This window comes from Pseudobacteroides cellulosolvens ATCC 35603 = DSM 2933 (genome assembly GCF_001262605.1).
Lineage (GTDB): Bacteria > Bacillota > Clostridia > Acetivibrionales > DSM-2933 > Pseudobacteroides > Pseudobacteroides cellulosolvens.
On the sequence record NZ_LGTC01000001.1, the window covers coordinates 5512133 to 5524380 of the forward strand.

Annotated in this window: 15 protein-coding genes and 1 pseudogene; all 16 read right to left on the reverse strand. The window is 34.2% G+C overall.

What is annotated here, in order from left to right; translation table 11 throughout:
* Nucleotides 1–57 precede the first annotated feature (57 nt).
* Nucleotides 58–942: an SPL family radical SAM protein gene (locus Bccel_RS22815; protein WP_036935546.1), complete on the reverse strand. Its 885-nt coding sequence runs from the start codon at nt 940–942 to the stop codon at nt 58–60.
* 15 nt (nt 943–957) lie between these two features.
* Nucleotides 958–1743 (reverse strand): N-acetyltransferase, encoded by a 786-nt coding sequence (locus tag Bccel_RS22820; RefSeq protein ID WP_036935544.1) that lies wholly within the window; start codon nt 1741–1743, stop codon nt 958–960.
* Between the two features lie 51 nt (nt 1744–1794).
* Nucleotides 1795–2415: a GyrI-like domain-containing protein gene (locus tag Bccel_RS22825; protein ID WP_036935542.1), complete on the reverse strand. Its 621-nt coding sequence runs from the start codon at nt 2413–2415 to the stop codon at nt 1795–1797.
* 263 nt (nt 2416–2678) lie between these two features.
* On the reverse strand, nt 2679–3794 hold the full coding sequence (locus Bccel_RS22830; protein WP_036935540.1) for a copper amine oxidase N-terminal domain-containing protein: 1116 nt from the start codon (nt 3792–3794) through the stop codon (nt 2679–2681).
* Nucleotides 3795–4158: 364 nt separating this feature from the next.
* Nucleotides 4159–4383 (reverse strand): hypothetical protein, encoded by a 225-nt coding sequence (locus Bccel_RS22835; protein WP_036935538.1) that lies wholly within the window; start codon nt 4381–4383, stop codon nt 4159–4161.
* 119 nt (nt 4384–4502) lie between these two features.
* A complete protein-coding gene (locus tag Bccel_RS22840; RefSeq protein WP_036935536.1) occupies nt 4503–5375 on the reverse strand; it encodes an AraC family transcriptional regulator in 873 nt (290 codons plus the stop codon).
* 236 nt (nt 5376–5611) lie between these two features.
* Nucleotides 5612–5788, reverse strand: a pseudogene (locus Bccel_RS29810) (nitroreductase family protein); the annotation flags it as partial.
* A 250-nt stretch (nt 5789–6038) separates the two neighbouring features.
* Nucleotides 6039–6866: a metal ABC transporter permease gene (locus Bccel_RS22850; RefSeq protein ID WP_036935532.1), complete on the reverse strand. Its 828-nt coding sequence runs from the start codon at nt 6864–6866 to the stop codon at nt 6039–6041.
* Nucleotides 6859–7629: a metal ABC transporter ATP-binding protein gene (locus Bccel_RS22855; RefSeq protein ID WP_036935530.1), complete on the reverse strand. Its 771-nt coding sequence runs from the start codon at nt 7627–7629 to the stop codon at nt 6859–6861. The genes Bccel_RS22850 and Bccel_RS22855 overlap by 8 nt, the downstream gene beginning before the upstream one ends.
* 8 nt (nt 7630–7637) lie before the next feature.
* Complete coding sequence (locus Bccel_RS22860; RefSeq protein WP_036935528.1) at nt 7638–8513, reverse strand: metal ABC transporter solute-binding protein, Zn/Mn family; 876 nt, start codon at nt 8511–8513, stop codon at nt 7638–7640.
* A 90-nt stretch (nt 8514–8603) separates the two neighbouring features.
* Nucleotides 8604–9458: a damage-control phosphatase ARMT1 family protein gene (locus tag Bccel_RS22865; protein ID WP_036935526.1), complete on the reverse strand. Its 855-nt coding sequence runs from the start codon at nt 9456–9458 to the stop codon at nt 8604–8606.
* Between the two features lie 88 nt (nt 9459–9546).
* Nucleotides 9547–10038 (reverse strand): flavin reductase family protein, encoded by a 492-nt coding sequence (locus Bccel_RS22870; protein ID WP_036935524.1) that lies wholly within the window; start codon nt 10036–10038, stop codon nt 9547–9549.
* A gap of 49 nt (nt 10039–10087) precedes the next feature.
* Nucleotides 10088–10507, reverse strand: a complete 420-nt coding sequence (locus Bccel_RS22875) for an acyl-CoA thioesterase (RefSeq protein ID WP_036935522.1) — start codon at nt 10505–10507, stop codon at nt 10088–10090.
* A gap of 464 nt (nt 10508–10971) precedes the next feature.
* Entirely contained in the window at nt 10972–11445 is a 474-nt protein-coding gene (locus Bccel_RS22880) for a DUF134 domain-containing protein (protein ID WP_036935520.1), read from the reverse strand.
* A 211-nt stretch (nt 11446–11656) separates the two neighbouring features.
* The gene (locus Bccel_RS22885; protein ID WP_036935518.1) at nt 11657–11977 is read right to left on the reverse strand and encodes a DUF5320 domain-containing protein; all 321 of its coding nucleotides are present in this window, start codon (nt 11975–11977) and stop codon (nt 11657–11659) included.
* A 127-nt stretch (nt 11978–12104) separates the two neighbouring features.
* Nucleotides 12105–12242: a P-loop NTPase gene (locus Bccel_RS31765; RefSeq protein WP_242853027.1), complete on the reverse strand. Its 138-nt coding sequence runs from the start codon at nt 12240–12242 to the stop codon at nt 12105–12107.
* Nucleotides 12243–12248 lie beyond the last annotated feature (6 nt).

A 12248-nucleotide genomic window follows, 5' to 3' on the forward strand; every position in this document is an offset into this window, starting at 1 on the left:
CAGACGATCCAACTGCATTTGCTTATGTAAAATCTTTTTCATAACATATATACATTATCAAAATAATGAAATTTGGGCCGTTTGGTAGGATTTCTTATATTCCATTATTATATCATTCATTTTGTAAAGAATCCCATATTCATTGCATCTATTCTGAAACAGATTCCATAGTTTCTTTGCTTCAAGTGAACGGCATTCATATGAATTCCCATAATTTTTTATATATTTCTCTTTAACCTTAGGAAATAGTTCATCCAGTTTTTTATAATACCAATCTCTTTGATTCTGCCTTAGAGTTACACCCAAGGCAGGGAAAATAAATTTTGCTCCGCTTTTTTGTGCAAGTTCTATGATGCTTTTAATATTATCATCAGTATCTTCTATAAATGGAAGTATGGGCATCATTAATACTCCTGTAAAAATACCTTCACGAGAAAGTTCTCTAATTGCTTCAAACCTTTGGGAGGAAGGGGCTACATGAGGTTCAATCGTCTTACATAAGGTATCATCAGCCGCTGTAACCGTAATTTTTATCAATACAGGAGAATGTTTTGATATTTCCTTTATAATGTCAATATCCCGAATAATTAAATCGCTTTTTGTAGCAATTGATACACCAAACCCGAAGCGGTTAATAAGTTCCAAAGCACCTCTTGTAAGTTTGTATTCTTTTTCAAATGGATTGTATGGATCACTCATGGCTCCTGTTCCAACAACACCCTTCTTTCGCTTTGATTTTAGTTCACGCTCAATTAGGGCAAGAGCATTTTCCTTCGCTCTTACATTATCAAAATTATCGACTCTGTAGCACTCACTTCTGCTGTCACAGTAAATGCAACCATGGCTGCAGCCTTTATAGATATTCATATTATAGTTATTGCCAAACCAGGAGTTGTTTTCCGAATAGCCGGATATTATTGTTTTTGCTGTTATGAATTCCATCTACAACCCCTTTTCCTAAACAAAATCGCCTGAGATTTTGCCACTCTTAATGGTTGTGGTAAGAAATTTCAAAAATTTACTTTCTGAGAATATCTCATTAGTTACAAACATACCATCATAGAAAAAGCTGTATGTTGTAAATGGAGCCGGAGCATTTTGTGCCTGCTCCTTTGATTCCATCTTTATTAACTTTATGCTTTGTCCTTTTGATTTTGCAATCTCAGCTATTAATGGAGCATATTTATCAGTATGTGGGCACTGATTTGTATAGTATAAAACCATTCCTTTTTCATTAACTGAAGCATGCTTACAGCAATCCTTAAATTTGGGCTCTTTTGCGTCTCCATTAAACGGAAGATACAAAAGTTCATAATAGGGCTTCGCTGTATCACAAACTTTAAATCCCTTATATTTTAAATATTTCGGGTCTGACAAAAATGGCATCTTCTTTGTTGAAGAAAGAATAACAAGCCCTTTTTTGTTCTGGGCCTTAGCATCAGCAGTGCATTCCTCCAATAGCTTGTTTGCATATCCCTGACCTTTAAACTGCCCGGAAACCCAAAAGCAGTTTATAAAAATATAACCCTCAGCTTCAATGGGACACCATGCATTTTCAGCAGGAATATACTCAATAAAAGCCTTTCCTCTTGCATCAAGCCGTTTGAAAACCAGTCCATTTTCAAATTGACTTTTCATCCATACTTTCTTGGATGATACACAAGTTTCACCCTTTTTATCAGAAATGGCACAGCAAATATGTTCCTTATCAATATTATTTCTATCAACGCTAATGATATTCATAGCTTTTTAACCTTTCTCAACAAAACTTTTATATATCAACGCACAATTTTTTTATTTTTGCCTTACTTCAAACCTCAGTACCGTTTTTAACTTGCTAACTTCAGTCTTGCGAGGGTCTGAAATATATATTTCCCGATGCTTTAAGGAGCTTCTCTCATATCCATTGTCTATACAAAACTGCTCCATTATTTCAAAGCTCCCGGGCTCATCGTCATAGCTTCCTAAATGAAGAATCTGACAACACATTCCCTCGGTTATGTTTATATACTTTATTTTATCAAGATAATCATTACGCTTTTTCTTTTTTGTTTCGGTAATAAAATGCTCAAATAATTCATCGCATAAAAAATCCGGCTGCCGAATCATAATGGAGTATGCATAGTTGGTTTTGTCAGATATTGGTTTGGCCTTATCCACTAAATCCCACACACCCTCAAGTGGAAAAACAGTATAACCATAAAATCCTTTGGGAATTTCCTTACTTTTATAAGACATTTTTACCGCATAGCTGAAGCTATAGAGTGCAGCAGTCGCCAAGACAAACTCTTCACCATTGGGATCTCCTTTGCCGTCAATCGCTGCAAACCTAATTGATGGTACTTCTATTATACAAGGACTATTCTTTGGCAGGTATAAATCCTTCAAATCCTTTTTATAATCCAGTTTGTCCATTGTTTTTCTCCATCATTACATTATTATATTAAGATATGTTATTAATCTTGCATCTGTCAGAGCAAATAACGAACGGTTTTACTATATAGTTCGTAATTCATCTTAATATACCTCTTTTTATATTCTTCTTATAAAATTAGTATATTACTCTTAACCTGACAACTGCATGTCATATTATAAATATTTCTAAATGAATAATGTACTTTTTTGGAATGCTTGCCATCCTTATCATACAACTCTGATAAGTTATAGTTTGTATCGATTTAGTTAGGCAGATTATTAGGAAGCTGAATTTCAAAGTTTTCGCTTACATCTAAATACTTTGTGTTATATTCTAAATTATATTTTTCTTCTGGATGTTCATAATGTGCACTATTTTTTCCAATTTGCCTAATATTAATCTCTTTGTATATTTTGCTTTTTTTATCAATTGTTATAGTAATTTCTATTCTTGAATTAGAATCTGGAGATTCGTGTCCTTCTATTGGGTTACCTGTAAAACCTTTCAGCATATATTCCTCTTCATTTTCTGTTATATTTAGGCCATAAAAATATACTTGGCTTAATTTGGATAATAATTGTCTTGTTTTATCTTGTGTTTGTTTCTCCTGACTTGTTATATTCCGCTTCTCCCAATGGGTTTCACTCATTGAGCTATTGTTATTATCCTTAGTTTTTATATAATAATTATCCCCAACCAAATAAATTTCATTAAATTCCATCCAATCCTTATCTCCTTTTTTCATGTAAACTTCAAGTATACTATGATTTATGTTTTTAAGTTTGTCGACTTCATAGCGGTTAACCCAGTAACCCCATTTGCTATTTGAATTTAAAGTTTCTATATATTTATACTTGCTTAAAGATTGCAATTTATCTTCTGCTTCATTAACTACTTTTTTTGCTTTATTTACCTTAGCCTCATCATATATAAATATTGACTTTGATTTATTATCCCAAGTTATCTGTTTATTAAAAGATTTTGCAATAAATCTAATTGGAATATAAGTCTTGCCGTTATATATAACTGGTGCTGCATCAAGATCCGTCTTAACATTATTTATGTACCCAATTAGGCTATTTGTTTTAATATAAACTTTTGTTTTATCATTACTTGCTGTAACACTGCGTTCTGATGAATTCCATATAATATGTTTGTCATCATTTTGAATACCTAGAGATGTTAATGCCTGCCTTAAAGGTAACAATGTTTTACCATTTTTTATAATAGGCACATCGGAGAAATCAATAATATTACCATGAATTATAACCTTTAAATTGGGTTCTTCTATTATATTGTCTTTCGCATAAGATTTTTCAACAATAATAAATACAAAAACAATTAACAATGCAAATGATATTCTTTTGAATATGTTCATGAACTTTCCTCCCTGGCTCATATCTTAGGCAATTTGTGTGCTTTTTATTTAGCACAATAAAACTTCCAATAACCTTTACTTAACGAATATTCTTAGTTATCATATTATTTAATTTACCTTTATTGTTATATTTTTCATAACCTATTTTATCATTTGAACAACTGTTATTCAATGACTGCATATATTTGTAAATATAAAAGCACCTTCAAAATACAAAAGTGCTTTTCATGAAAGTTTTTCACATATTCAAGTATCAGTCTCTTTAAACTGCTCACAAATTTTCCTTCCACTATACATAATACTGATTACATAAAATCTCTTATCCTCAGTTTTGGCAATATACAACACAATGAAATTATCATGTCTATAATTTGTATCCAATTGTCTCAAGCCAATTTGTAACTTCTTCTGATGAAACAACTCCATTTACAGCAATACCAGGTAGAATAATGGATTTTGGGCACTCTCTGGCTATATCATTTTGAATCTGGCAAAATCCACCACTTCCATCTGTCTGTATAGCTATTTCCAATACTAAATTCGCTGTGTTTTGGAAAAGCGAATAATACACAATCAGTATTTTGTTCATGTATACTATTTCCTTTCGCTAAGATCCGATTTAGGGAGTCGTTTCCACAAAAATCATCTCCCATTTCATACATAATCTTTAATCGAAAGATTTTTGTCTATATAATATATAACTAAATATTATTTTCTTAAAATCGGTATCCATATTTGGCTTTTAAAGTTTGGTGAAGTTACATCTTTATTCTCATTCCACAGGATTTCCGGGCCTTCTGCTTGCTCATAGTTTGAAGATGGGAACCATTCGGAATAGATGCGTCCCCATATATTTTGAAGTGTATCCGGGAATGGGCCCACTGTTTCAAACACTGCCCATGTTAAAGCAGGAACTTCAAGTTGGGTCAGATTATCCGGGCACTCACTTGTTGTTGCCACTCCTACATAATGGTCAAGCTCCCCCTTTTCCTCCATTCTTCCTTCCGAGAAGTTTATTGATGCACTTATTAACCCTAATGGTTCCACATTAGAAAGTCCCTTAAGCTCAAAGATCATTTCCTCGTTTAAGCTTTTCCACATAGCTGCAATTTCCGGATTAACCCCATTGAAAACTATAGGCACTCTTTTTTTAATACCTACTACACGGAATGCATTTTTTTCTACTATACGATAATTCATTTCACTTCCTCCTTTTATCGATAATTGAAAGGTCATTCGTGGATAAGCTTTTAGCGGTTTACTGGTATTTCTGGCTTCTGACGGTGTTATACCATGCAAGTTTTGAAAAGCCCTCGTAAACGAATCCGGGGAATTGTACCCGAATTTGACTGCAATATCAATTATCCTGATGTTGCTGTTACTAAGTTCAAAGGCTGCGAGTGTAAGTCGCCTGCGGCGAATATATTCCGACAGTGTAACACCTGCAAGAAAAGAAAACATCCTTTGAAAATGATACTCTGAGCAAAGAGCCAGTCGTGCTACTTCTTTTAAGTTGATATCCCCGTCAAGGTTTTCTTCAATATAACTTAATGCATCATTCATATTTTTAAGCAAATCCATTTTATGACCTCCTCTCACCAATAGAATACTAGAAGTTATGTGTGCCTACCCGACTTTTCCTGCATGAATATGTGGGATCATTTTTTTAAGCACGAAAAAGTTTATTTAGGTGTATATCTATTCTTTTTTTCTCCGCTGGGTTGTCTTGTGCTTTGCTCCTTTGCTATCATAGGTAATCCACTCACCGATGGGTTCTCCCTTTTCAAAATACCCTGAACGTTTAATCGTGCCATCTCCTTTTTAATTTTAGCGGCATTTTGTATGGCAGTAAATTTCCAGTTCTGCTCTCCCATCCCGTTCGGGGCATAGCTTCCTGCCACAAGAATAGTATTTAATTCCTCCTCCGATATCTGATCCTCTTTGAAAGCACGTATACTTCTTCTTGTTAATATGTTTTTTATTATATCATTCATTGTCAGTCTCCTTCGTTAGAAATGTGATTTTTCCTTCCGTGGTCTATTTATATTTACCACATAACCAACATTTTTTGTGTAAGCACTATCAAGTGAACTTCGACTTCATATTTATTATAATCTAATTTTTAAATAATAAATATTACATGGTAATGTTTACCAAGCACACAGGAAACTGATTACGTTCTTATACTATGTTTTATAAAGAATGTAATTTGATTTACTAATAATGATTTTATTCCCAAGAACTTTATATAATAAATCCAATTCTCAAAACAAATTTTTTACCAATTGATACAGCAATTAAGTATGATATCCCGCATACCATTATAATAGCAGCACCAGAAGCAATTCTCATTTCATACGATATCCACAAACCTGTAATGCTGAATACCATCCCCAGTATACATGACAAAATCATTATAGTCTTTAAATCTTTTGTAAAAAGTTTTGCAATTGCAGCTGGAGCTGTAAGCAAAGCAAGTATAAGAATAATTCCTACTACCCTAATAAGAAGAACTACTGTTACAGCAATCATGGCAAAGACTAAATAATCAAAATACTGAATTTTTATTCCATTTGCCTTAAGAAATTCCTCATCAAACATATACGCTCTTAATGCATTAAATAAGAGCACCGTCAATAAAATAACAATATTATCTAAGATGAGCATCAATAACAAATCAAATCTTGTGACTGTTAAAATATCACCAAAAAGGTATGATGACATATCCGGCGGATAGCCAGGTGTAAAGGCGATAAAAAGAATTCCTGCTGCCATGCCGACTGACCAGAATAATCCCATAAGAATATCTGTTTGCGTATTTGATTTTCTATGAAGTTTCGCAATACCTAATGAAGATAAAAGTGAGAAAATCAATGCTCCTATAATAGGTTCTATTTTTAGAAAGTATCCCATTCCAACACCGCCGAATGCTGTGTGAGCAATACCACCGCTCATCATAACCAACTTCTTTTCTATGATTATTGTTCCAATAATCCCACAAGCGATACTTGAAAGGATAGATGCTACAAACGCATTTTGAATAAAGCCATATTCTAAAATTGATTTAAACATTTTGTTCATCTCCATGTTCTTTCAGGACTCTATGTGGAATTCCATGTGCCAGAAGTTCTATAGGACATCCATAAACCTGCTCAACAACAGCCTCATCCAAAGCAGGCTCGCCATGATAAAACAGCTTTTTGTTCAGGCACGCTATAGTTTTTATGTAGGATGAAATAAAACTTGTATCATGAGTAACGGTAACTATAGTAATTTCTTTGTTTAAGGCTTTTATGATTTCATATATTCTTGTTCTTGATGCATTATCCATACTTGCAGTCGGCTCATCCAAAAGTATCAAATCTGGTTTTTGCAATAGTGTGCGGGATAATAATACTTTTTGCATCTGTCCGCCTGAAAGTTGCCCTATCTGTCTGTTCTTCAGTTCACTGATACCAACTTGTTCCATCACGCATAAAGCTGCTTCTTTTTCTTTGACTGAAAATCTTCTTAAAAACAGGTTTTTATTATTTAACAGGCCCATTAGTATTACATCGAGCACCCTTATAGGGAAATTGCGGTCAAAGACTGTATGCTGCGGAACATATCCTATCTTAATTTTCGAATGAAAATTACTATTACCCTGTATACTAATTGAACCTTCTGACGGAGCTATAAAACCTAATATGGTCTTAAGAAGAGTAGTTTTACCTCCTCCGTTTGGTCCAATAATACCTAGGAAGTCTCCTTCATTTATGTTAAGGTTTATATTTTCCAATACACATATATCTTCATAAAACACACTTAAATCTTTAATCTGAACAATAGTATCCATAGATAACCTCATTGTTTATTAAGAACTCTAACGAAAGTATCAGCGGTTTTTCTCAAATTTTCAATATAATCCGGAGCAAGAGGAGATATCTGCTCTGTACTCCCATTTAATTCTTCTGCAAAAGCCTTAGATTGCTTGCTGTCTATTTCAGCTTGATAAAATATAACCTTTATTCCCTGCTTTTTAGCTTCACTTATTTTTTGCTCGAAATCCTTTGCAGTAGCATCCTTGCCTTCCTCTTCAAGTGAAAGCATCCTTAATCCATATTCATCAGCAAAGTACCCCAAAGCCGGATGATATACTATAAAAGTTTTATTTTTCAAGTTAGAAAGTGACTCTTTTATCTGTTTGTTCAGTTCATCAAGTTTATTACAGTATTCTTGTGCATTTTTTTCATAGAGTGATTTATTCTTTGAATCAATTTTTGAAAGCTCATTTGATATAATTTCCACCATAACTTTTACTCTTTTTGGAGACATCCATATATGAGGATCTCTGCTGCCTGGATAAAACTCTCTTTCCGGATATGCTTTTCTTACCTCATCATTTAATTTGATTATCTTTAAATGTTTATTTAACTCTCTGGCTTTGGGCAGTATATTTGCAATTTCCGTTGGAACACCAACAGCAAAATATAAGGAAGAATTGCTGAATTTTTCAATTTCCTGAGGTGTTGGAGCATAATTTTCAGTACTTTTTCCTGACGGAATCATTGTTACGACATCAACAAGATCTCCCCCGACAGCCTTTACAAACTCCGCTTGCGGGACTATAGACACCGCAACTTGTATTTTGGAAGATTCAGTTTGTGTTGCGGACTGCTCTTTACATCCAGAGAGTGCAATGCATACAAATAGCAAAACTGTAAATACAATTTTTTTCATTTCATATTCCTCTCTTTAGCATCTACTCTACTTCTTCGGAATAACAATAAACTGCATAAGATTTATTGCATCCCAAATAACTTCTATGACCTATTCTCCATGATTATTAGACTTCAGTACATAATCCCCAACATACACCCCAAGCCTGTCTGCTACAATTGGGCACTTGGCTTTCAATAAAAAGAATATCTCCCTTTTCTGCTCAGACAAAGTTTCAAAATTACCTTGGCCTTTGCTTATAACTATATCTGCATTGTTGTATATCTCAAGAAACTCATCGCTGCATTCTTCAATAATTGTTCCCGGAGCATTACATCCTGAAGAAACTACCTTAACACTACGGTTGAAATCTGAAGCATATACGTCTTCAGCAGTAGCATCGTTAATAATAGGCTCGCTTCTGACGGCATATATAATGTTCAGATAAAGTAACTCTTCAATAAGAACCCGGTCAAATACCGTTTCTCCCGCATTGTCTGCGATAATTAACAATGTCTTGCAGTTTTTCAGCAGCTTTTCAAATCTATCTATATCGCAAACCGCAAACTCTCTGTCAAGTTCTTTTCCAACCCTACTCTCCACATCAATATCATTATAAATGGCTGAATCTATAATATTTCCAGTGGCAGCTATTTTTAAAGCCCAATACAGCCTATCCTTCGTTTTGAATAAAAAATACTTAAGAGAAGGGTAAATGCTCAAGGCCGTTTTGATATTCCTAACTTTTACGTCTTTATATGGGTCTGAAACTCCGGTATACTTTTTTACAATACTATGCATTTCTCTGCCAACAGATGGAGAGTACCTATATTCTTCATAGTTTTGTATCAGCTTTGCCGTCTCGATAATTATCGCTTTCTGAATATCAAGCTGATGGGTTGCCATTCTGGAGGCATCAAGCACCTGCCTAAGAAAACAAGGTAAGCAGTCAAGTTGTATTTCCATTTTGATCCTCTTTCAAATAATTCTATAATTTTAATATTCATTTCAAGTATTTATAACAAAGCAATGATAAACCATAATCCCCTAAGCATTATAAAAAATCAATTAAGGAAAAATCAATATCTCCTTTGCTGTCAATAAGCTTATCGTAAGCGTGTACATACTCGATTTTTCCTACAAACATTTCATGAGAACCTGTTAATATCGAATCAACAATTTTACATTCAATACTTACAGGACAACCATCAAGAACCGGAGCATTAACTTTTACGCCTTCACTAAGACTGACATTCATTTCTGCAATCTTATCCCCATCATATTTACTGTGACTTCCAAGATAATCAAAGGTTTCCTTGTATTCTTTGCCAACCAGATTCACCACAAAGCAGCCCGATTCCTTGATAAGCTTGTAAGAATATCGGGACGGAACTATTCCAACCATAACCATTGGCGGATCATAGCTGCAATTGCAACAATATGCAACTGCTAATACATTGTTTTCTCCATTTAGCCCTCTACATGATACCAATACCTTCGGTGCCGGCTGTAGGCACGACTTCATATTTGCTTGTTTTTTAATCATCTTTATCCCCCTAGTTGATTTATTATTGTTCTTAAGCTATATTCTTATTTTAGTCTTTCAAAGCCTCAACCAAAGCTTGATACAATTCCGGTATCCTTTTTTGTATATTTAGAGGCTTAAGGCTTTTATCAGTCCATGCATGCGAAGTTGCACCTGTTGCAATAAGCTTCCCACTATCTTTATTTAAACCCTCATAGTGAAATATCAGCCTTACACAACTCATCTCTACAAGCTTAGTTTTAATAACTATTTCATCTTCATATCTGGCGGGGCTTATATAACTGCAGCTCAAGTCTGTCAATGGGAGCAGCACTCCCTTTTCTTCTATTTTCGAATACCATACACCTATTTTCTTAAAAAATCCTGTCCTCCCAGCTTCAAACCATACTGGATAGTTTGAGTGGTGTATAATGCCCATCTGGTCAGTTTCTCCATATCTTGCAGTAAATTCAGTTTCTGATATAATCACGATTTCACCTCTTCAATCTTTAAATGTTATGAGCTATTGCCCAATACTATTTATATTAACACCCTTATGGGCATATGTCAATTATGTCATCAATTCCAAAGGAAGTATTTAAATACCAAACCTTTTATTGTAGCTGCATAAACACTTCAAAACGTGTCAAAATACACATTTTCAAGAGTACTGTTAGGTGTTTTTGCCCTTCCACAACAATTCATTTTGGAGTGTAATATCTGGGCAATTGTTTTTTTATTGGGCATAATACTAAAAAGACAAAAGATTTAATAATTAGAGGAGAATACAAATAGTAAATTTTATATTATGCTGAAAGTCTGACAAAACAAATTTGGCGGGAAAAAGATATACTTAAAACGTGAAGACCTGAACCACATGGGTGTACACAAAATAACTAATACCACTAAAAAAATGCATTGGTATAAGGGGAACTACCCTGTACCAATGCATTTCTAGACAGTCCTGCCTTTTCTCCAGCAATTACGTTTACAGAATTTTTGTCCATTAGTATTTTGGCAAACTATTTTTTTCGATTGACAATCAGGACAGGAATAATCACCTTTTAATATTTTCTCGAAATTTTCATAGCTTTCTTTCCATTCCTTGTTGCAATCAAGACATTTAACAGAACAAATATTACGGGTAAAATTTCCTCCCTCAATCCGTATGGCCTTCCCATTAATAATACTGTCAGCAATTTTTTCTCTTCCTGTATTAAGAATTCTCTGAAAAGTCTGTCTAGAAACCTCCATCCGTTCAGCACATTCTTCCTGTTCTAATTTTTCAACATCTTTCAAGCGTATAGCTTCAATTTCCTCAATTCTAAGAATGTTCTCTTCCATGTCTGCTGTCTGCAAATCCAAAGGAACAAAATACTGTATATTAGGAATAAACTCAACTTTTCTCCATTTTGGCGGTCTTGACAATTTGTGGTTCCCCTTTCATTAATCTTACATATATCTTATTCTACCATCTTTATAGTCAATTAAAAAGAGGTATTGTTTTGAACCTATTAGTATTATATCTATATAGCCATTATTTTAGCATGTAATATCCTTTATATATTCTTTAACTATTTCATCAGCATCAAAAAGCAGGTAACAAAATAGTAACCTGCTTTTTAACAGAAGAGGATAATTACTTTTGTTCGTCAAAATCCTTTAAGCGTTCCTTAACCTGTTGAAGCTGCTTTTCGAGAAAATCTTCCTGATTCTTTAATGCAGTTTTCTCGTCTATCGCTTGTGCACCAGGCATTGCCGGTGAATAACCAGTTCTTGCCCATCCAGGCATCCCCGTAAGACAGAACATTCTCCTAAATCCTCTACCGCTACCTATACCTCTACCAAATCCAACTCCTCTATTGGCAGATCCGACTGATGCATAACCTACACAATTACCAGCACCTCTTCCTGTCATCGGCCCTATTCCCATTGGTCCTGTACCGTCTCCTCTTGGCATAACAAATCACTCCTTGTTTTATTTTGGGCATATGCTCATTATTATTATATGATTATTTTGGGCATATGTCAATAATTTATTCATAAGGAGAGAATTAATTCAAGCTCAATTACCTCGCAGCAACCAATCACATTGCTTGTGCGTTTTCCAATCCAAATTCGCTTGTATCAACCTTGTAATCGTCTGCACCAAACATCTTTGGTATTGACGGACCTGTAATATCCGCATCAAGTATTCCAACATTACGTCCCTTTCTTTTCATCATTACATT